Origin of the sequence: Pseudomonas sp. B10(2017), assembly GCF_002113295.1 — a bacterium.
Taxonomy (GTDB): Bacteria; Pseudomonadota; Gammaproteobacteria; order Pseudomonadales; family Pseudomonadaceae; genus Aquipseudomonas; species Aquipseudomonas pudica.
Genome location: NZ_NEJU01000010.1, coordinates 21,715 through 39,784 on the forward strand (window position 1 = coordinate 21,715; position 18,070 = coordinate 39,784).

21 protein-coding genes are annotated in these 18,070 nt (G+C 64.2%); 12 read left to right on the forward strand and 9 right to left on the reverse strand.

What is annotated here, in order from left to right; genetic code table 11:
• Nucleotides 1-57 precede the first annotated feature (57 nt).
• From CAF92_RS13925 to CAF92_RS13935, 3 genes are all read left to right on the forward strand, one after another.
• Nucleotides 58-918 carry a LysR substrate-binding domain-containing protein gene (locus CAF92_RS13925; protein ID WP_085601161.1) on the forward strand — a complete coding sequence of 287 codons (861 nt, stop codon included), beginning with the start codon at nucleotides 58-60 and terminating at the stop codon, nucleotides 916-918.
• 251 nt (nucleotides 919-1,169) lie between these two features.
• The gene (fabV, locus tag CAF92_RS13930; RefSeq protein WP_046616345.1) at nucleotides 1,170-2,381 is read left to right on the forward strand and encodes an enoyl-ACP reductase FabV; all 1,212 of its coding nucleotides are present in this window, start codon (nucleotides 1,170-1,172) and stop codon (nucleotides 2,379-2,381) included.
• 105 nt (nucleotides 2,382-2,486) lie between these two features.
• Nucleotides 2,487-3,395: an alpha/beta fold hydrolase gene (locus CAF92_RS13935; RefSeq protein ID WP_085601162.1), complete on the forward strand. Its 909-nt coding sequence runs from the start codon at nucleotides 2,487-2,489 to the stop codon at nucleotides 3,393-3,395.
• A gap of 125 nt (nucleotides 3,396-3,520) precedes the next feature.
• Here the strand turns inward: CAF92_RS13935 and CAF92_RS13940 are convergent, their stop codons facing one another.
• From CAF92_RS13940 to CAF92_RS13955, 4 genes are read right to left on the reverse strand one after another with little or no spacing between them, the layout of a single operon-like run.
• On the reverse strand, nucleotides 3,521-3,862 hold the full coding sequence (locus CAF92_RS13940; RefSeq protein WP_085601163.1) for a HopJ type III effector protein: 342 nt from the start codon (nucleotides 3,860-3,862) through the stop codon (nucleotides 3,521-3,523).
• A complete protein-coding gene (locus CAF92_RS13945) occupies nucleotides 3,855-4,151 on the reverse strand; it encodes a DUF1244 domain-containing protein (RefSeq protein WP_003260708.1) in 297 nt (98 codons plus the stop codon). The genes CAF92_RS13940 and CAF92_RS13945 overlap by 8 nt, the downstream gene beginning before the upstream one ends.
• 9 nt (nucleotides 4,152-4,160) lie before the next feature.
• Nucleotides 4,161-4,898, reverse strand: coding sequence for a dihydromonapterin reductase (folM, locus tag CAF92_RS13950; RefSeq protein WP_085601164.1), 738 nt, complete (start codon nucleotides 4,896-4,898; stop codon nucleotides 4,161-4,163).
• A gap of 33 nt (nucleotides 4,899-4,931) precedes the next feature.
• Nucleotides 4,932-5,492, reverse strand: a complete 561-nt coding sequence (locus CAF92_RS13955) for an antibiotic biosynthesis monooxygenase (protein ID WP_046616342.1) — start codon at nucleotides 5,490-5,492, stop codon at nucleotides 4,932-4,934.
• A gap of 218 nt (nucleotides 5,493-5,710) precedes the next feature.
• Between CAF92_RS13955 and CAF92_RS13960 the strand changes: the two genes are divergently transcribed.
• On the forward strand, nucleotides 5,711-6,646 hold the full coding sequence (locus tag CAF92_RS13960) for a MerR family transcriptional regulator (RefSeq protein WP_085601165.1): 936 nt from the start codon (nucleotides 5,711-5,713) through the stop codon (nucleotides 6,644-6,646).
• Here the strand turns inward: CAF92_RS13960 and CAF92_RS13965 are convergent.
• Nucleotides 6,631-7,248: a hypothetical protein gene (locus tag CAF92_RS13965; RefSeq protein WP_046616340.1), complete on the reverse strand. Its 618-nt coding sequence runs from the start codon at nucleotides 7,246-7,248 to the stop codon at nucleotides 6,631-6,633. The genes CAF92_RS13960 and CAF92_RS13965 overlap by 16 nt on opposite strands.
• Before the next feature lie 56 nt (nucleotides 7,249-7,304).
• Nucleotides 7,305-7,733, reverse strand: coding sequence for a PAS domain S-box protein (locus CAF92_RS13970; RefSeq protein WP_046616339.1), 429 nt, complete (start codon nucleotides 7,731-7,733; stop codon nucleotides 7,305-7,307).
• Between the two features lie 128 nt (nucleotides 7,734-7,861).
• Between CAF92_RS13970 and CAF92_RS13975 the strand changes: the two genes are divergently transcribed.
• Nucleotides 7,862-8,317 carry a flavodoxin gene (locus tag CAF92_RS13975; RefSeq protein ID WP_046616338.1) on the forward strand — a complete coding sequence of 152 codons (456 nt, stop codon included), beginning with the start codon at nucleotides 7,862-7,864 and terminating at the stop codon, nucleotides 8,315-8,317.
• A 127-nt stretch (nucleotides 8,318-8,444) separates the two neighbouring features.
• On the opposite strand, the gene CAF92_RS13980 is transcribed toward CAF92_RS13975, so the two are convergent.
• Nucleotides 8,445-9,341: a LysR family transcriptional regulator gene (locus CAF92_RS13980; RefSeq protein ID WP_085601166.1), complete on the reverse strand. Its 897-nt coding sequence runs from the start codon at nucleotides 9,339-9,341 to the stop codon at nucleotides 8,445-8,447.
• 97 nt (nucleotides 9,342-9,438) lie between these two features.
• Between CAF92_RS13980 and CAF92_RS13985 the strand changes: the two genes are divergently transcribed.
• The 4 genes from CAF92_RS13985 to CAF92_RS14000 all read left to right on the forward strand — a co-directional run bounded on the left by CAF92_RS13985 (nucleotide 9,439) and on the right by CAF92_RS14000 (nucleotide 12,719).
• Nucleotides 9,439-9,825 (forward strand): CidA/LrgA family protein, encoded by a 387-nt coding sequence (locus tag CAF92_RS13985; RefSeq protein ID WP_085601167.1) that lies wholly within the window; start codon nucleotides 9,439-9,441, stop codon nucleotides 9,823-9,825.
• A complete protein-coding gene (locus CAF92_RS13990; protein WP_046616335.1) occupies nucleotides 9,815-10,501 on the forward strand; it encodes an LrgB family protein in 687 nt (228 codons plus the stop codon). Before CAF92_RS13985 ends, CAF92_RS13990 begins: the two co-directional genes overlap by 11 nt.
• 176 nt (nucleotides 10,502-10,677) lie before the next feature.
• Complete coding sequence (locus CAF92_RS13995) at nucleotides 10,678-11,583, forward strand: alpha/beta fold hydrolase (RefSeq protein ID WP_046616334.1); 906 nt, start codon at nucleotides 10,678-10,680, stop codon at nucleotides 11,581-11,583.
• Nucleotides 11,584-11,804: 221 nt separating this feature from the next.
• The gene (locus tag CAF92_RS14000; protein WP_046616333.1) at nucleotides 11,805-12,719 is read left to right on the forward strand and encodes an SDR family oxidoreductase; all 915 of its coding nucleotides are present in this window, start codon (nucleotides 11,805-11,807) and stop codon (nucleotides 12,717-12,719) included.
• Nucleotides 12,720-12,970: 251 nt separating this feature from the next.
• Here CAF92_RS14000 and CAF92_RS14005 read toward each other — a convergent pair whose 3' ends face one another.
• Nucleotides 12,971-13,753, reverse strand: coding sequence for an IclR family transcriptional regulator (locus CAF92_RS14005; RefSeq protein WP_046616332.1), 783 nt, complete (start codon nucleotides 13,751-13,753; stop codon nucleotides 12,971-12,973).
• A 174-nt stretch (nucleotides 13,754-13,927) separates the two neighbouring features.
• On the opposite strand from CAF92_RS14005, the gene hmgA reads away from it, so the two are divergent.
• From hmgA to maiA, 3 genes are read left to right on the forward strand one after another with little or no spacing between them, the layout of a single operon-like run.
• A complete protein-coding gene (hmgA, locus tag CAF92_RS14010) occupies nucleotides 13,928-15,229 on the forward strand; it encodes a homogentisate 1,2-dioxygenase (protein ID WP_085601168.1) in 1,302 nt (433 codons plus the stop codon).
• Nucleotides 15,230-15,232: 3 nt separating this feature from the next.
• On the forward strand, nucleotides 15,233-16,525 hold the full coding sequence (gene fahA / locus CAF92_RS14015; RefSeq protein WP_085601169.1) for a fumarylacetoacetase: 1,293 nt from the start codon (nucleotides 15,233-15,235) through the stop codon (nucleotides 16,523-16,525).
• Nucleotides 16,526-16,536: 11 nt separating this feature from the next.
• The gene (gene maiA, locus CAF92_RS14020; protein ID WP_085601170.1) at nucleotides 16,537-17,169 is read left to right on the forward strand and encodes a maleylacetoacetate isomerase; all 633 of its coding nucleotides are present in this window, start codon (nucleotides 16,537-16,539) and stop codon (nucleotides 17,167-17,169) included.
• Here maiA and CAF92_RS14025 read toward each other — a convergent pair.
• Nucleotides 17,163-17,969, reverse strand: a complete 807-nt coding sequence (locus CAF92_RS14025) for a SirB1 family protein (RefSeq protein WP_085601171.1) — start codon at nucleotides 17,967-17,969, stop codon at nucleotides 17,163-17,165. The genes maiA and CAF92_RS14025 overlap by 7 nt on opposite strands.
• Between the last annotated feature and the right edge of the window lie 101 nt (nucleotides 17,970-18,070).

Consider the following 18,070-nt stretch of genomic DNA (forward strand, 5'->3'; position numbering starts at 1 on the left):
TTGGCCTGCGACAAACGATAGATTTAGCGCACATCCGATCAGTAGGGCTTATCAATCATGCTCAAACACTGGCCACCCCTGAATGCCCTGCGCGGCTTCGAAGCCGCTGCGCGGCTGGGCAGCTTCCACAAGGCCGCCGAAGCGCTGAACCTGACCCAGTCGGCTATCAGCCAGCAGATTCGCAGCCTGGAAACCTACCTGGAGCAGCCGCTGTTCCACCGCAGTGGCCGCAGCGTGAGCCTGACCGACGCCGGGCATGACCTGCTCAGCACCACGCAGTCGCTGCTGCAGCACCTGGCGGTGGGCATTCGCCGGCTCGACCAGTACCGCAAGCCCAACCAACTGGTGGTCAACACCAGCCCGGCCTTTGCCAGGCACTGGCTGCTGCCGCGGCTGGCCGACTTTCACCAGCGCTGCCCGGATGTCGACTTGTGGCTGTTCACCAGTTTCGAGGTGCCGGACATGGCGACCGAGACCATCGACCTGGCCATCCGCGACGACCTCAGTGCCCAGGCCGAGTGCAGCTTCAACGTGCTGCACCAGGACCAGCTGTACCCGGCCTGCCACCCGGCGTTGCTGCAAACGCCGATGTTGCGGCGCACCACCTTGCATGGCGAGCGCGAGATGGACTGGAGCCACTGGCAGCTGGAGGGTGGCGAGGATGTGGGGCAGCAGGGCAAGGGGCTGAACTTTTCCGACCCCGGGCTGCTGCTGGATGCGGCGAGCGAGGGGTTGGGGGTGGCCCTGGTCAGCCAGTTGCTGGCGCGGCGGGCGGTGGAGGAGGGGCGCTTGCAGGCTTTGTCGGCGCAGCGCGTGCGTGGGCCGGCGTGGGCGTGTCTGGTGCATCGGGATAGCCAGGATGATCCGCTGGCCCGGCAGTTCCTGGAATGGCTGAAAGGGGCTCTCTTGTCAGATTGATGTTGCCTGCACTGGCTCTATCGCCGGCAAGCCAGCTCCCACAGGTCCCTCACAGGGCTCAAGTTTTGCGCCGTCTTTGTGGGAGCTGGCTTGCCGGCGATAGGGCCGGTACAGGTAATCCACCGTTTTGCATCCCCAAGATCACCCCGTAATATGTGTCGGATAACCTGCGGGGGTAGTCTCACCCTCTGATCAACCGGAATCGCCCATGGCGGCGCTTCCCCCGGCATAAACCTGACGAGGTACAGACATTGGCCATCATTCATCCTAAGGTCCGCGGTTTCATCTGCACCACGACTCACCCGAAGGGCTGCGAGCTCAACGTCCGTGACCAGATCGAAGCCACCCGCAAGCTGGGCGTGCGCGAGGATGGCCCGAAGAAGGTCCTGGTCATCGGTGCTTCCAGCGGCTACGGCCTGGCAGCCCGCATCACCGCGGCGTTCGGCTTCAAGGCCGACACCCTGGGCGTGTTCTTCGAAAAGCCAGGCACCGAGACCAAGGCCGGCACCGCTGGCTGGTACAACGCTGCAGCCTTCGACAAGTTCGCCAAGGCCGAGGGCCTGTACAGCAAGTCGATCAATGGTGACGCTTTCTCCGATGAAGCCCGTGCCAAGGTCATCGAGCTGATCAAGAACGAAATGGGCGGCAAGGTCGACCTGGTCATCTACTCGCTGGCCTCGCCGGTGCGCAAGCTGCCGCAGACCGGTGAACTGGTGCGTTCGGCCCTGAAGCCGATCGGCCAGCCGTACAAGTCGACCGCCATCGATACCAACAAGGACACCATCATCGAGGCCAGCATCGAGCCGGCTACCGAGCAGGAAATCGCCGACACCGTCACCGTCATGGGGGGCCAGGACTGGCAGCTGTGGATCGACGCCCTGGCTGGCGCCAACGTGCTGGCCGAAGGCGCCCGCACCGTGGCCTTCAGCTACATCGGCAGCGACATCACCTGGCCGATCTACTGGCACGGTGCACTGGGCCAGGCCAAGCAGGACCTGGACGAAACCGCCCTGCGCCTGGACAAGAAACTGGCCGGTGAAGTCAAGGGCGGCGCCAACGTGGCGGTGCTGAAGTCGGTGGTTACCCAGGCCAGCTCGGCCATCCCGGTGATGCCGTTGTACCTGTCCATGGTGTTCAAGATCATGCAGGAGAAGGGTGTTCACGAAGGCACCCAGGATCAGCTGGACCGCATGTACCGCGACCGCATGTACCGTGCCGACGGCGCGCCGGCCGAGGTCGACGAGAAGGGCCGCCTGCGCCTGGACGACTGGGAACTGCGTGATGACGTGCAGGGCGCCTGCAAGGCGCTGTGGCCACAGGTGACCACCGAGAACCTGTTCGAGCTGACCGACTATGCCGGCTACAAGAAGCAGTTCCTCAACCTGTTCGGTTTCGAGCGCGCTGACGTCAACTACGACGAAGACGTGGCTACCGATGTGAAGTTCGACTGCGTCGAGCTGTAATCGCTGTCGGCCTGTACCGGCCCTTTCGCGGGCAAGCCCGCGAAGAGGCCGGTACAGCCCAGGAATTTTTTGCTAGCTTTGGCGCACAACGACAGGGAATGTGCCATGAGCAGCCTCACCCAGCCCGCCACTGCCTTTCGCCACACCGCAGCCGACGGTTACAACCTCGGCGGCTTCCGCTGGCGCCACGCCCGACCTGACCCCCAGCGCCCGCTGGTGATCATCAATGCTGCCACCTCGGTACGCTGCCGCTACTACTCGCGTTTCGCCGACTACCTGTTCGCCCAAGGGTGCGATGTACTGACCTACGACTACCGTGGCATCGGCGAATCCCGCCCAGCCTCGCTGCGTGGCTTCCAGGCATCCTGGAGCGACTGGGGCCGGCTGGATTTCGAAGCCATGCTGGTGCATGCCGCAGAACATTTCCCCGGCCAGCCGGTGGATGTGGTGGGGCATAGTTTTGGCGGCTGCGCAGTGGGGTTGGCACCGTCGGCGAGCAAGGTACGCCGGGTGGTGATGGTTGGCGCGCAATTCGCCTACTGGCGCGATTACGCGGCTGACCAGCGCTGGCAATTGTTTGGCAAGTGGCATGTGATAATGCCGCTGCTCACCCGGGTGTTCGGTTATTTTCCCGGCAAGCGCCTGGGTTGGCTGGAGGACACGCCCTCCGGCGTGGTGCATGACTGGGCCACTCGTACCCCGCGCTATGAGCACCGACCCAGCGGGCGTGCACTGGAGGCACTACCATTCGCCCAGGTGCGGGCGGCGACGTTGGCCATCAGCCTGACCGATGACCCCTTTGGTACCGTGGCGGCGACCGAGCGTTTGCTGGGTTATCTGCAGGGCGCCGAGCGCCAGCACCTGCGCATTGCGCCTGTGGATATCTCGGTCGATGAAATTGGCCATTTCGCGTTCTTCCATGACCGCTTTCGCGAAAGTTTGTGGCCGGTGGCCTTGCAGTGGTTGCAGCAGGGTGGGTTGGCGGGTGAGGTCCCAGGAAGGATCATGGCTTGATGCTGTCTGCACCGGCCTCATCGCCGGCACGCCAGCTCCCACAGGGGGATGATCAGTTTGAAGGCAGCGGGGTACCTGTGGGAGCTGGCTTGCCGGCGAAAGGGCCGCGGAGCGGCCCCAAAATCTCAAGCCTTGCGCGCAAGCGGCAGCTCGGCAAACTTGACACCCGCCAGCCCATCCTTGATCAGCGCGCGGATATTGCCATGGTCGCTGCCCTCGGGCGTGGCCACCACGTCACGGTAGTGCTCGCCAAAGGCCAACAGCGCTTCCTGGTCGCTCAGCCCTTCCAGCAGCGCCAGGCCCAGGGTCTTGCACGAACCTTCGTTCTGCCCGGCCGCATTCGCCACGCCGCCATTGTCGAAGGCCTGTGGCTGGTAGCTGTAGTTGTCGGCAATGAACGCCAGGGTGTCGGCAAATACGTGTTGGCCGCTGGCCAGGCTGGCGCGCAGGGTGTTCAGGTCAGTCACGGGGTTTTCCTTTTTCGAACGCCGCTTGTTGGTCGGCGCTGGCTTCTTTCTGGTATTGGGCTTTCCACTCGGCGTAGGGCATGCCGTACACCGCTTCGCGGGCGTCATCCAGGCTCAGGTCGAGCTGGCGCTCGTCAGCCGCGGCCTTGTACCACTTGGACAGGCAGTTGCGGCAGAAGCCGGACAGGTTCATCAGGTCGATGTTCTGCACGTCGGTGCGCTTCTGCAGGTGTTCGACCAGGCGCCGGAACGCGGCGGCCTCGAGTTCGAGCTGTTGCTGTGGGGTCATGGGCTTCTCTCAGGTCATGCGGTTCTTCAGGTGGCGGCCACCGTTGATGACCACCTGGCTGCCGGTGCTGTACTGGCTGGCGAGCAGGTACTTGACCGTCTCGATCAGCGGGCCGGCGCCGGGTTCGAACTCCAGCAGGGCCTTTTTCAGCGTCTGCTGGCGGTAGGTTTCGTCACCCCCTTCCTTGAGGATAAGCAGCCCCGGCAGGATACCGTTCACATGCACCTTGGGCGCATATTTTTCGGCGAACGACAGCACCATGTTCTGCAACGCGGCCTTGGTCGCGGCGTAGCCGATGTGGCTTTTGCTGCCGCGTGAAGAGGTTTCGTCGCAAATGTGGATGATGTCGGCCTTTTCCACCTTGGCCAGCAGGTCGCCCAGGGCCAGGTTGAGGTGGTAGGGCGCTTCGACGTGCAGGCGGAACATGGTCTCGAGGTTGTCGAGGCCATCGTCGAGCCACAGTGAGGCGTTGTGGATGATCGCGCGCAAGCCGTCGTAATGGTTGTGCAGATAGTCGATCAGGGCCTGGCGGTCGGTCGCCTGGCACAGGTCGGCCTGGAACTGCACGATATTCGGGTGGGCCGCCTGTGGCTGGACGCTGCGGCTGGCACTGACCACCGTATGGCCGGCCTGTGCCAGTTCAAGGGCCAGGGCCAGCCCGACGCGCTGGCTGGCTCCGGTAACGAGAATGGGGCTGTTCATGTTCGGGGCGGTCAACTTGTCTGTCCTTTGGTTGCCGCCCAGCATACCCGAACTGTCTACCGCTTGTATGGCTTGGCCTCAGCGGCTGCGCAGGGCGCCAGCAGGGGCCGGTGATGCATGCAACCAGCCGGCCAGCAGGCGGGTGGAAAGGGGGATGAACAGATAGACCATCACCGGCGTCAGGCCCAGGGTGCTGAGCAGTACACGGGGCACCAGATCCAGCGCTGCCAGCCAGTGGCCGAACACCAGGTTGAACATCAATGAGACCGGAAAAAATGCCAGCCATATGGCCACGGCTTGCTTCCAGCGCGGGGGTTTTTGCACCATGTTGGTGCCGAACCAGTGGTCGATGCCGCTAACGCGCGCTTCTTTGGGGCGTTCGAACAGGCCGGTGCCACGCTGCAACCAGGCCCGGCGCGAGGCGGAATGCTCCCAGGCATGCAGGGTTGGCTCGTCGCTGAAACGGAAGATTATCTGGAATTCGTCGCTGTCGCGGGGTGGCGCGAGGATGCCCGAGCCAAGGTAGCCGGGGAAGTCGGTGGCCAGCTGTTCGCCTTCATGCAGCCAGGCCAGCAGGTCCTGGTAGCGGCCATGGGCGGCGCGGCGCGACACCATCAGGGTGACGGGTGGGGTAGACATCGTGTATCTCCTGGCAACGGGGCTGGCGGGTAGCCGGCCCCTTTGGCTGTGCGGCCCGGGGTGGTGGGCGACGCAGGCGTGCATGCAAGAATCGGGCGCGGATTATCGCCCATGCATGATCTTCGGCAACTGTCAGCCAGCAAACGGTTGCGGCCCAGCGTTTGGTATTGCCGTAGTAGACTAGTGTTCAACTTGGGAACACAGAGTACCCCTTGCAGATGAACGAACAGGGACTGAATCCGTTAATCGATGCGGGCCTGGCGCAGCAGGACCTGTTTCCAATCCGTGAGGTTTCCCGCCTGACTGGCGTCAATGCCGTGACCTTGCGCGCCTGGGAGCGCCGCCATGGCCTGATCCAGCCAACCCGCACCGACAGTGGCCACCGCTTGTATTCCCAAGCCGACATCGATGACATCCGTCGCATCCTTGGCTGGTTGGAGCGCGGCGTGGCGGTAAGCAAGGTTGCCAGCATCTTCGCGCGTGATCATGCCGTTGCCGGGCAGGCAGGTGGCGCGACGGGCGCCTGGGCGCGCTGGCAGCAGCAGATTCGCCAGGCGCTGCAACGTTTTGACCTGTCCGGCCTGGACCGCCTGTTCGATGAGGTGTTTGCCGCCTGCACCCTGGACCAGGTATTCAGTGAAGTGTTCATGCCGGTGTGGCATGACCTGGCGGCCGGGCAGGGCGGCTACGGGCAGACCAGCGAGTGGCTGTTTTTTGATCAGTTCCTGCGTGGCAGGGTGTCCGCCCGCTTGCAACTTGCCCGTGCACCGCGCAGCCGCATGGTGCTGTTGGCGCCATTGCCGGGGCAGTGCCACGAGTTGGATTTGCTGGTGACCAGCCTGACCTTGGGCAGCGATGAAGTTGGCGTTACGCCACTGGCGAGCGGGCAGCCGCTGGCAGAACTGGCACTGGTCTGCGAGCGCCTGAAACCGGATGCCATGGTGCTGTTCTCCCATCAGCCGCCCACGTCCGAACTCACCAGGCGCCTTACGCGCCTGGTGGCAGGGCTGGAATGCCCTTTATTACTGGCTGGTGAAGCGGCGGAACTGGCACAGGACAGCCTGGCTGGCAGCCCGATCGCCTGCCTGGGGGCGCAAAGTAGCGTGATGCGCCAGCGTTTGCGGCAGTTTCTGGCCGGTCAGCTAGATACCTGAGTGTGAAGCTCGGGGTGGGCCCGGCGGTGGGCCTGGAGGATGTAGTCGCGCAGGCGTTCGATCTCTTCGGCCGGGCTTTGGCTGAGGTCGTAGGCGGCCAGGTCCGGGCCGATGCGCCGGCCAAGCACGCCATGAAGTTCGATGGGTGGGATGCCGCCAGGGGCGAAGCGCAGGTCGAAGCGGGCTGGTGCCGCTGGCAGGCCACGAACTTCCAGCAATGTACCCTTGAACGAAATATCGCGAACCCACAGGCCACTTTCCTGCCCATGGGCATCGAGCAGTGCGCTCGGTTGCTCCATCGACAGGCGCCAGGGGCGCAGCATTGGGCCGTCCTCGTAGATTTCCGGTGAGCCCAGTTGCAGGTGCAGGGCATGGAACTCGTCTTCCACCAGTTGCAGCGGGAAGCTGATCTGCTGGTTGTTGAACTGGGCCTGCAGGGTTACCTGCTCGTTGGCCACCAAGCGGGTGAGCAAGCTCTGGATGCGTCGGTCGCCATTGACCAGAAGGCTCGACATGGGGTCGGCCAGGTTCAACTGTGGCGAATGCTGCATGTTCTGTATGAAATCCAGCTCGTCCTGGGTCAGGAGCGCTTCTGCTTGCATGATCGAACTCGATAGCGATTTCTTCAACGGGATTGACCGTGCGTGGCGAACTTGGTTCAGGTGCGTTCGTCGGGTTTCGGACGAACGCGCAGTTGCGCCAGTTCCCGCTCCAGTTCGACCTGGCGAGTAACGTCTTTCTGGATACCGATGAAGTAGGTGCGCTGTTCGGTGTCGTGCCTTACCGGGGTGATCGACAGTTCGTTCCAGAAAGAGCTGCCATCCTTGCGGTAGTTGCGCAGCACTTCGCGGCACGGGCGGCCTTCGGCCAGGGCCTTGCGGATGCGGGCGCGGCCAAGCTGGTCGCGGTCGTCGGCCTGCAGGAAGCGGCAATCCTGGTAGAGGATTTCGTCACGGCTGTAGCCGGTCAGGCGTTCGAAGGCCGCGTTCACGTAGATGAGGATGGTGTCGTCGCCTTCCTGTTCGGCGACCACGATGCCGTCATTGGACGCATCGACCATGGATTGCAATAGTTGCGCGTTGATCATGTTCGGGCCATTGAGCAAACAAGGGTGCGAAGCAGGGCTGAGGATGGTGACTTTGGTAGAGGCGGCCTTTTGCCAGCGCCGGATGCTAGTATCCTACGTTTTCACTCAGTTTCGGAATCCTCTCCCCGATGAAAGTCGCCATTATTTCCGGATCGGTCTATGGCACCGCCGAAGAAGTCGCCCGTCACGCTGAATCGCTGCTCAAGGCTGAGGGCCTGGAGGCCTGGCATGCGGCCCGCGCCACCTTGCAGGACCTTGAAGGTTTTGGCCCTGACGCCTTGCTGGCCGTGACCTCGACCACTGGCATGGGCGAATTGCCGGACAACCTCATGCCGTTGTACAGCAGCATTCGCGATACCCTGCCTGCGGCCTGGCGTGGCCTGCCGGGTGCAGTGATTGCGCTGGGTGACAGCAGTTATGGCGATACCTATTGCGGTGGTGGCGAGCAGATGCGCGAACTGTTTGCCGAACTGGGCGTGCGCGAAGTGCAGCCGATGTTGCGCCTGGATGCCAGCGAGACGGTGACTCCAGAGGCGGATGCAGAGCCGTGGTTGGCTGAGTTGGCGAGTACACTTAAAGCCTGACGGGTATTTTTCGCCTGTACCGGCCGCTTCGCGGGTGAACCCGCTCCCACAGCTACTGCACAGATTTCAGAGGCTGTGGTGTTCCTGTGGGAGCGGGTTTACCCGCGAAGAGGCCGGCAAGGGCAACTCATCCCTTGCTGCCGAGCATCGGCCACTCGCTCACCAACGCCAACCACGCCTGCGCCGCCCGTGACAGGTACGCCCCACGCCGCCAGATGAACGCGATATCCCAACGCAAATCCCCCGGCGAGCGCAGCGGCAAGCGCACCACACCGGGGCGCTCCAGCGCTTTCGCCACCACACGGGGCAGCAGCACCACGCCCTGGCCCGCCGCCGCCAGCGCCGCGAGGAAGTCCGCCTGGCCACTGCGCCCGCCTTCCTTGGGGGTAAAGCCCTGCTGCTGGCACGCCTTCAGCAATCGGTCATTGAGCACGAAGCTGCGCTGGTAAAGCAGGAACGGCGTATCCGCCAGCTGTTGCAGGTCCACACCGGCCTGGCCCGCCAGCGCGTGGCCTGCAGGCAACAGGGCATCCAGTGGTTCGTTGCAGAACGGCTGGTAGTCGAACGCCTCGTCACTGGGCGTCAGGCTTCCACCCAGTTCGAGTTCGCCACTCTTGACTGCCTGTTCGATGCTGCGGCTTCCGCCTTCGAGCAACTGGACCGCGATGTTTGGGTGACGCCGCCGATACTCGGCGAACAAGCCAGCGAACAGCGCGTCGCTCCCCAGCATCGGCAAGCCCAGGCGCAGTTCACCGCGGCCCATCTGGCTGAGGTCGTCCAGTTCGCTGAGCAGCGCCTGACGCTGGCGCAGCAAGGCTTCGCCGCGCTCCAGCACGATGCGCCCGGCAGCGGTCAGGTGCAGCTGCGAGGCCTGGCGCTCCAGCAGCGGCTGGCCCACATCTTGCTCGAGCTGGGCCACCTGTTTGCTCACCGCCGACTGGCTGATGTGCAGGGTCTGCGCCGCTTGGGTAAAGCCGCCGCGGTGGTCCACTTCGATAAAGCTGCGCAATTGTTTGAATTCCATTGATCGCAATTCCATTCTGGAATGGCATTCAGTCTAACAATTCGCTTCTGGCCTAGGCAGTCAAATCTTAAAATGAGGGCCTGTCGAGGACTCCCCCATGAAACCCGCGTTGTTGAAAAAATCCCTGCGCCTGCTCGCCGAGCTGGCGATCCTCTGTGCACTGTTCCTGCTCGGTGGCCAGCTTGCCAGTTGGCTGGGCTGGCCGATTCCCGGCGGGGTGATGGGCCTGGCATTGCTGCTGTTGCTGTTTGCCTCGGGTGTGCTAAAGCCCGCCATGCTGCAACTGGGCGCCGGCTGGCTGATGGCCGAGATGCTGCTGTTTTTCATCCCGGCGCTGATGAGCCTGCTCGATTACGGCGCCCTGATCCGTGACGAGGGCTGGCGCATCCTGCTGGTGATCGCCGTGAGCACCCTGATGGTAATGGTGGTGACAGCTTTGACCGTGGAACTGGTGTGCCGCTGGAGGTTGCGCCATGAGCCTTGAGCCCATGCCGCTGTTCTGGCTGGCCCTGACCTTGCTGGCTTATCTGGGCAGCCGCTGGCTGTACCGGCGTAGCGGGCGCTACCTGCTTTCGCCGCTGATCCTGGTGCCGGTACTGTTGCTGGCGGTAGCAGTGCCGCTGCACACCGCTTATGCCGAATACGCCCGCAACACTCACTGGCTGATGAGTGTGCTTGGCCCGGTGACCGTGGCTTTTGCGGTGCCGATCTGGCAGCAACGGGCCATGCTGGCGCGCCACTGGCCGGCACTGATGGTAGGCATGGTCGCCGGCAGCAGCGCTTCGATCGCCAGCTCCTGGGGGTTGGCTCATATGTTGGCGCTGGACAGCGCGACCACCCTGTCGCTGGTGCCGCGTTCGATCACCACGCCCTTTGCCATGCCTTTGGCCCATGACCTGGGTGGCGTACCGGAGCTCACGGCGGTGTTCGTGATGTTCACCGGCGTGCTGGGCGCCATGTTCGGCGGCGTGCTGCTGCGCTGGTTGCCGCTGCGCACGCCGCTGGCGCGGGGCGCGCTGTTCGGTGTCGGCGCCCATGGTGCCGGTGTCAGCCGGGCGCAGGAGGTAGGCCGCGAGGAAGGCTCGGTGGCCGGCCTGGTCATGGTCCTGACCGGGTTGTTGAACCTGTTCGCGGCACCGCTGCTGGCCATGCTGCTCTGACCGTTCGTGCCACTGACTCGCCAAGTCATCAAGCTGGCTGGCAACGCAAGTTCCAGCCCATGGGCTGCTGGCTAGACTCTGCCTCGACATAGAGAGCACATGTAAGTGCCGAGGTGACATGCAATGACCGCAGCCTTGCTCTATTCCACCAACACCACCTCACCGGGACCGTTCTGATGCCCATGGCCGAAATTCCATTGTGCGTCTGGCGTACCCGGGGACAGAGTTTCAGCTTCCGGGGCCAGAGCATCCGCTACTGGACCGCAGGGCAAGGAGAGCCCCTGCTTCTGTTGCACGGCTTCCCCACTGCCAGCTGGGATTGGCGCTACCTGTGGGGGCCATTGGCCCAGCGCTTCCGGTTGATCGCCTGCGACATGCTGGGGTTTGGTGATTCGGCCAAACCGGTCGATCACCTGTACAGCCTGATGGAGCAGGCCGACCTGCAGCAGGCCTTGCTCGCCGAGCTGAAGGTCGACCAGCCCGTGCATCTGCTGGCCCATGACTACGGCGGCAGTGTGGCGCAGGAACTGCTGGCGCGGCATCATGAACAGCGCGCCAACATCGCCAGCTGCGTGTTCCTCAACAGTGGGTTGTTCCCCGAAAGCTGCCGCATGCTGCTGATCCAGAAGTTGCTGCTCAGCCGTCTGGGCTGGCTGGTAGGGCGTTCGTTCGGGCGTGACGACCTGGTGCGCAGCGTGATCCAGGTCTACGGCTCTTGCACCCAACCCAGTGAAAGCGTGCTGGATGACTTCTGGAGTTTGATCGCCGCCAACCGTGGCACGCGCATCCTGCACAAACTGGTGGGGTACATGCCGGAGCGCAGGTTGCACCGCGAACGCTGGGTTGGCGCGATGCAGCACGAAGGCGTGCCGCTGCGCTTCATCAATGGCGTGGTCGACCCGCTGTCCGGCGCGCACATGGTGGAGCGCTACCGGCAACTGGTGCCGGAGCCGGACACCGTGCAGTTGCAGGGCATCGGCCATTACCCGCATACCGAAGCGCCGGTGCAGGTGCTGCGCCATTATCTGGCCTTTCGTGAACAACCGCTGAGCTGTTTCCAGAAGAAAGTGGCGTGGTCCTGACAGGGCCCCATCGCCGGCAAGCCGGCTCCCACAGGTACAGCGCAGGCCTGGAGGCCGGCGCGGGTTGGTGTGGGAGCTGGCTTGCCGGCGATGGGCCGCACAGCGGCCCCATAACCATCCTGCTGCGTTATTGCCAGGCATTCAGCCTGCGTGAGCTTGATTGCCCGCCCGCCGCTGGCGGCGGACACTCGGCTGATCTGAACCTGCCTGGAGCCATGAGCATGAGCGAGCCTGTCCGTCTGCAAGATCGCGTGGTGATCGTCACCGGAGCCGGGGGCGGCCTTGGCCGTGCCCATGCGCTGCTGTTCGCTGCGCGGGGGGCGCGGGTGGTGGTCAACGACCTCGGCGGCTCCACCCACGGGGAAGGTGCCAGCGCCTCCGCCGCCGACCGAGTGGTAGCAGAGATCCGCGCCGCTGGTGGCAGTGCCATTGCCAACCATGACTCGGTCAGCCACGGCGCGCGTATTGTCGAACAGGCCCTGGACAGCTTCGGCCGGGTCGATGTGCTGGTGAACAATGCCGGCATCCTGCGTGACAAGACGTTTCACAAGATGGAAGACAGCGACTGGGAGCAGGTGTATCAGGTGCATGTCGAGGGGGCCTACAAGGTCACCCGCGCTGCCTGGCCGCACCTGCGCGAGCAAAACTGGGGGCGGGTGATCTTCACCGCGTCCACGTCCGGTATCTACGGCAACTTCGGGCAGGCCAACTACGGTATGGCCAAGCTCGGCCTGTATGGGCTGACTCGTACCTTGGCGATCGAAGGACGCAAGCACGGTATCCTGGTCAACGCCATCGCCCCGACGGGAGGCACCCGCATGACCGAAGGCCTGATCCCGCCTCAGGTATTCGAGCGGCTCAAGCCAGAGCTGGTCAGCCCGCTGGTGGTGTACCTGGGCAGCGAGCAGTGCCAGGGCAGCGGTGAGCTGTTCGAAGTGGGCGGCGGCTGGGTGGGCAAGGTACGGTGGGAGCGTAGCCTGGGGGTAGGCTTCGATCCGCGTGAAGGCTTCACCCCGGAACAGGTGGCAGAGAACTGGGCACGGATTGGCGATTTCGACGGGGCAGTGCACCCGCAGGACAGCTTGCAGGCGTTGCAGCAGATGATGGCGAACTTGCAGAAGTATCCGCTGGGCTGAAACTTGTCTGCCGGCACGGGCGAAGAGTTTTTCAGGGCAGATAAAAAAGGCCGCTGCAAGCCGCAGCGGCCAATCGAGACGTCAGATCAAGGAGCTTCAAAATCTACGTCGGTGAACCTCGCAGGCCTGAAAGGCGGGGGGGAGAGCCCTTCATGCCGGCCAGTGAGTTAAGAATAAGCGCCTGATCCTGTAGGAAAAATAGCCGCTTATGACATTCACCTTTACGTATCGGGCAATAGTGCCGCAGGCGCTCAGCCGGCGGGCGTATAGCCCATGCGCCAGCTGGTTTCCCGCGCTGCCGCCAGCAGCCGTTGCGCCGCCGGGCCATGCTCGTCGGCATGGAAGATCGACGTCGGCCCGACCACGGTCATCACCGCGGCGATCTGCCCCATGGCATTGAACACTGGGGCCGACAACGCATCCACGCCCGGCATCAACAGCCCGTGCACATGGTGCAGGCCACGTTCACGAATGCCCTCCAGTACCGCCTGGTAGTCGGCGGCGCTGTGCTGCAGGGCGGCCAGTTCCCGGTCACGCAACTCCACGGTCTCGCGCTCGGGCAGGTAGGCGGCGAACACCAGCCCGGTAGACGACGTGAGCAGCGGCAGTACCGAGCCTATCTGCGTTACCACGGTGACCGCGCGCACCGCCGGCTCGATGCTGACCACTGTCGCGCCCTGGTTGCCCCATACGGCAACGAAGCAGCTCTCGTTCAGTTCATCGCGCAGCTGCGACAGCGGCAACGCGGCAATCTTCAGTACATCGATGCTGCCCAGCGCCGCCAGCCCCACCCGCAGTGCCTCCCGCCCCAGGCCGTAATGGTTGGTGGCCGCATCCTGCTCGGCAAAACCGCTGGCGATCAGTGCCTGAAGGTAACGGTGCACCTTGCTCGCCGGCATTTGCACATGTTCCGCCAGGCGTGACAGGGAAGTGGACGGGGAGAGTTCGGCAAGGGCCTTGAGGATGTCGGTGCCGACCTCCGCCGAGCGGACTTTCTGCTTGCCGTTGTCGGCGGGGGAGCTGGCTTTGGCCATGGACATCTTCTTCCGGATTCGTCGAGTCGCGCCTTTATAGCTTGACGCATTGCCCGTAGCAAATTACGTTATTCGTAATCTGATTACGATAAAAACAATGCAGACGCGCTGCCACCCCGCTCCGGGCCAGCAGCCAGCTGCCAGCAACGGCTCGGCCAGAGCCCGGAGGCATCGATGAATCGCGATACGTCACCCGACCTTCACTACCTAAGCGGCTTCGGCAACGAGTTTGCCAGCGAAGCGCTGCCAGGGGCCTTGCCGGTCGGGCAGAACTCGCCGCAGAAGGCGCCCTATGGGCTGTATGCCGAGCTGCTCTCGGGCACGGCGTTCACCATGACCCGCAGCGAGCTGCGCCGCACCTGGCTGTATCGTATTCGTCCGTCTGCCCTGCACCCGCGTTTCGAGCGCTTGGCGCGTCAGCCGCTGACCGGCCCGCTGGGGGCCATCACCCCAAACCGCCTGCGCTGGAACCCCCAGCCGATCCCCGTCGAAGCGACCGATTTCATCGAGGGCTGGCTGCCCATGGTGGCCAACGCCGCTGCGGATAAACCGGCCGGCGTGAGCATCTACATCTACCGCGCCAACCGTTCCATGGAGCGGGTGTTCTTCAACGCCGACGGTGAACTGCTGCTGGTGCCGCAACAAGGCCGCCTGCGCATTGCCACCGAACTGGGGGTGATGGAAGTCGAGCCGCTGGAAATCGCGGTTATCCCGCGTGGCATGAAGTTCCGCGTCGAACTGCTCGACGGCGAGGCCCGCGGCTACATCGCCGAAAACCACGGCGCGCCGCTGCGCATCCCGGACCTGGGCCCGATCGGCAGCAACGGCCTGGCCAACCCGCGCGACTTCCTCACCCCGGTGGCGCAGTACGAAGAGGTCGATGGCCCGGTGCAGCTGGTGCAGAAGTTCCTCGGCGAACACTGGGCCTGCGAACTGCAGCATTCGCCACTGGACGTGGTCGCCTGGCATGGCAGCAACGTGCCGTACAAGTACGACCTGCGCCGCTTCAACACCATCGGCACGGTCAGCTTCGACCACCCGGATCCATCGATCTTCACCGTGCTGACCTCGCCTACCAGCGTGCATGGCCTGGCCAACATGGACTTCGTGATCTTCCCGCCACGCTGGATGGTGGCCGAGAACACCTTCCGTCCACCATGGTTCCACCGCAACCTGATGAACGAGTTCATGGGCCTGATCAGCGGCGCCTACGACGCCAAGGCCGAGGGCTTCCTGCCGGGCGGTGCCTCGCTGCACGGGGTGATGAGCGCCCATGGCCCCGACGCCGAAACCTGCGAAAAGGCCATTGCCGCCGACCTGGCGCCGCACAAGATCGACAACACCATGGCCTTCATGTTCGAGACCAGCCAGGTGCTGCGCCCGAGCCTGCAAGCCCTTGAATGCCCGCAGTTGCAGGCCGACTACGATAGTTGCTGGGCCACCTTGCCGAGCACCTTCAACCCGAACCGGAGATAACCCATGAATCAGACCGCCATTGCCCGTAGCTGGGTCGAGCACGCCAACGGGCACAGCGATTTCCCGCTGCAGAACCTGCCGTTGGGCATCTTCAGCCGGCCGGGTGAAGCAAGGCGTTGTGGCGTGGCCATCGGCGACGCGATCCTCGACCTGGAGGCGGTGCTGGCCGCCGGGCTGTTCGACGGGGCCGCCAAGACTGCGGTCGAGGCCACCCGTGGTGGTGTCTTGAACGCATTCTTCGCCCTCGGCCGCGGTGCCCGCGTTGCCCTGCGCGAGCGCCTGCAGGTGCTGCTGGGTGAAAACAGCGAACACCAGACGGCACTGCAGGCCGCACTGTACCCGGCCAGCGACTGCCAGCTGCATGTGCCAGCGCAGATAGGTGACTACACCGATTTCTACGTGGGCATCGAGCACGCCACGAACGTGGGCAAGCTGTTCCGCCCCGACAACCCGCTGTTGCCCAACTACAAGTACGTGCCGATCGGTTATCACGGCCGCGCCTCGACCATCCGCCCGTCCGGCACCGATGTGCGCCGGCCCAAGGGCCAGACCCTGCCGGCCGGGCACACCGAGCCGAGCTTCGGTCCCTGTGCGCGCCTGGACTACGAGCTGGAGCTGGGTATCTGGATCGGTCAGGGCAACGACATTGGCCAGGCGATCCCGATAGGCGATGCCGCCGAGCATGTGGCCGGCCTGTGCCTGCTCAACGATTGGTCGGCGCGCGATATCCAGGCCTGGGAATACCAGCCGCTGGGGCCGTTCCTGTCCAAGAGCTTCATCACCACCATCTCGCCCTGGGTGGTTACCGCCGAAGCGCTGGAACCGTTCCGCTGTGCCCAGCCGGCACGCCCGGAAGGCGACCCGCAGCCACTGTCGTACCTGCTGGACAAGCGCGACCAGGCCGCAGGTGCTTTCGATATTGAGCTTGAGGTACTGCTGCTGACCGAGCAAATGCGCGAGCAGGGCCTCGCCCCACACCGCCTGACCCTGAGCAACACCCGCAGCATGTACTGGACCGTGGCGCAGCTGGTTGCGCACCACAGCGTCAACGGTTGCCAGCTGCAACCGGGCGACCTGTTCGGTTCTGGCACGCTGTCGGGCGCAACGCCAGGCTCGTTCGGCAGCCTGCTGGAGATCACCGAAGGCGGCAAGCACCCGGTGGAACTGGCCAGTGGCGAGGTGCGCAAGTTCCTCGAAGATGGCGACGAGATCATCCTGCGTGCTCGCTGCGTGCGTGATGGCGTGGCCAGCATCGGTTTCGGCGAATGCCGCGGCACGGTCATCGCGGCCAACTGAGGAGGCGGGGCATGGAGCTGTACACCTATTACCGTTCCACCTCGTCCTACCGAGTGCGTATTGCCCTGGCACTGAAGGGGCTGGCCTACCAGTCCCTGCCGGTCAACCTGTTGCAGGGTGAGCAGCGCGGTGCGGGTTATGTTGCGGTCAACCCGCAGGGCCGCGTGCCGGCCTTGCGCACCGATGGCGGCGAGCTGCTGGTGCAGTCGCCGGCGATCATCGAGTATCTGGAAGAGGTTTATCCACAGCCCGCACTGCTGCCAGCCACGGCCGAGGCGCGCGCCAAGGTGCGGGGTGTTGCGGCGATCATCGGCTGCGACATCCACCCACTGCACAACGTCAGTGTGCTCAACCGGCTGCGCCAGGCAGGCCAGGACGAGAGCCAGGTCAACCAGTGGATCGGCCACTGGATCAGCCAGGGGCTGGCGGCAGTGGAGCAATTGATAGGCGATCACGGCTTCTGCTTCGGTGATGAGCCGGGCCTGGCGGATATCTACCTGATCCCGCAGTTGTACGCGGCCGAACGCTTCAACATCGACCTCGACAGCTTCCCGCGCATCCTGCGGGTTGCCGCCTTGGCGGTGGGGCACCCGGCGTTCGCCCAGGCCCACCCAGCACAGCAGCCGGACAGCCCGGCTCAGTGAATGGAACGGTTCGCCGTCGGAAGCTTGCCAATACGTTCGGACAGTTTCAGGCGCTGGACCGGGTCATCCGTCAGCAGCAATGCATGCTCCAGGTCGAAGCGCTCGGCCTGAGGGCAATCCAGGTACTGGTAGAGCGAGGCGCGGGTCACATAGTCGCTGACCTGCACCGGGCCCAGCTGCATGACCCGCTCGGCATCGATCAGCGCCGCCAGGTGGTTGTCGTTGCTGATGTGCAACTGGCGCAGGTTGCGTGACAGGCGTTGCAGCATCTGCAACGGGCTGGCGGTGCGCATGTGCTCGGCGGTCAGCGCTACATGCGGGCCAAACTGGCGAGCCAGCAGCTCACGGCAATCGTTGGGGTACAGGCGCCGACCACCACAGGGGTCGAGGAGGTGATCGGCACCGGGTACACGCAGCAGGAAATGGCCGGGGAAGCCTACGCCCTCAAGGGGGATGGACAGGCGCCGGGCCAGTTCCAGGGCGAGGATGGCCAGGGTCAGCGGTTGGCCACGGCGGCGTTGCAGCACCTTGTCCATCATCGCGGCATGCGGGCGCAGCGGGTGATATTCATCCTGCTGGAAGCCCAGGGCATTGAGTTGGCGCAGCAGTGGCTGGGCCAGTTCGCACAGCGGCAGCATCGGCAGGTTGGCGCTGATCTCGCGCTGCAGGTCATTCAGATTGGCAAGGTTGATCGCGGGCTCGACGCTGCGGTCATGCTCGGCGGCAATCCATAATGCGGCTTCCAGCAGGGCGACGGGCTCGCGTTCCAGGCAGGCCAGGCAGGCTTGACGTGGCTTCATGGGCTTCTCCACACACGCTTGAGTATTAGCCGCGGCGCGCGGTTTCGTCCAGTGGTCCGGCGGCGGCGCCAGCCCAAAGGCCGTGCCTATACTGGAAGGAG

What these genes read in the sequence shown, in the direction of transcription:
- CAF92_RS13985 (WP_085601167.1), top strand. Translation starts at nt 9,439, where the DNA reads ATGAAACCCGCGTTGTTGAAAAAATCCCTGCGCCTGCTCGCCGAGCTG.
- CAF92_RS13990 (WP_046616335.1), top strand. Translation starts at nt 9,815, where the DNA reads ATGAGCCTTGAGCCCATGCCGCTGTTCTGGCTGGCCCTGACCTTGCTG.
- CAF92_RS13925 (WP_085601161.1), top strand. Translation starts at nt 58, where the DNA reads ATGCTCAAACACTGGCCACCCCTGAATGCCCTGCGCGGCTTCGAAGCC.
- CAF92_RS13975 (WP_046616338.1), top strand. Translation starts at nt 7,862, where the DNA reads ATGAAAGTCGCCATTATTTCCGGATCGGTCTATGGCACCGCCGAAGAA.
- CAF92_RS13970 (WP_046616339.1), bottom strand. Translation starts at nt 7,733, where the DNA reads ATGATCAACGCGCAACTATTGCAATCCATGGTCGATGCGTCCAATGAC.
- fahA (WP_085601169.1), top strand. Translation starts at nt 15,233, where the DNA reads ATGAATCAGACCGCCATTGCCCGTAGCTGGGTCGAGCACGCCAACGGG.
- CAF92_RS13935 (WP_085601162.1), top strand. Translation starts at nt 2,487, where the DNA reads ATGAGCAGCCTCACCCAGCCCGCCACTGCCTTTCGCCACACCGCAGCC.
- folM (WP_085601164.1), bottom strand. Translation starts at nt 4,898, where the DNA reads ATGCTGGGCGGCAACCAAAGGACAGACAAGTTGACCGCCCCGAACATG.
- hmgA (WP_085601168.1), top strand. Translation starts at nt 13,928, where the DNA reads ATGAATCGCGATACGTCACCCGACCTTCACTACCTAAGCGGCTTCGGC.
- CAF92_RS14005 (WP_046616332.1), bottom strand. Translation starts at nt 13,753, where the DNA reads ATGGCCAAAGCCAGCTCCCCCGCCGACAACGGCAAGCAGAAAGTCCGC.
- CAF92_RS13995 (WP_046616334.1), top strand. Translation starts at nt 10,678, where the DNA reads ATGCCCATGGCCGAAATTCCATTGTGCGTCTGGCGTACCCGGGGACAG.
- CAF92_RS13955 (WP_046616342.1), bottom strand. Translation starts at nt 5,492, where the DNA reads ATGTCTACCCCACCCGTCACCCTGATGGTGTCGCGCCGCGCCGCCCAT.
- CAF92_RS14025 (WP_085601171.1), bottom strand. Translation starts at nt 17,969, where the DNA reads ATGAAGCCACGTCAAGCCTGCCTGGCCTGCCTGGAACGCGAGCCCGTC.
- maiA (WP_085601170.1), top strand. Translation starts at nt 16,537, where the DNA reads ATGGAGCTGTACACCTATTACCGTTCCACCTCGTCCTACCGAGTGCGT.
- CAF92_RS13965 (WP_046616340.1), bottom strand. Translation starts at nt 7,248, where the DNA reads ATGCAAGCAGAAGCGCTCCTGACCCAGGACGAGCTGGATTTCATACAG.
- CAF92_RS14000 (WP_046616333.1), top strand. Translation starts at nt 11,805, where the DNA reads ATGAGCGAGCCTGTCCGTCTGCAAGATCGCGTGGTGATCGTCACCGGA.
- CAF92_RS13945 (WP_003260708.1), bottom strand. Translation starts at nt 4,151, where the DNA reads ATGACCCCACAGCAACAGCTCGAACTCGAGGCCGCCGCGTTCCGGCGC.
- CAF92_RS13980 (WP_085601166.1), bottom strand. Translation starts at nt 9,341, where the DNA reads ATGGAATTCAAACAATTGCGCAGCTTTATCGAAGTGGACCACCGCGGC.
- CAF92_RS13960 (WP_085601165.1), top strand. Translation starts at nt 5,711, where the DNA reads ATGAACGAACAGGGACTGAATCCGTTAATCGATGCGGGCCTGGCGCAG.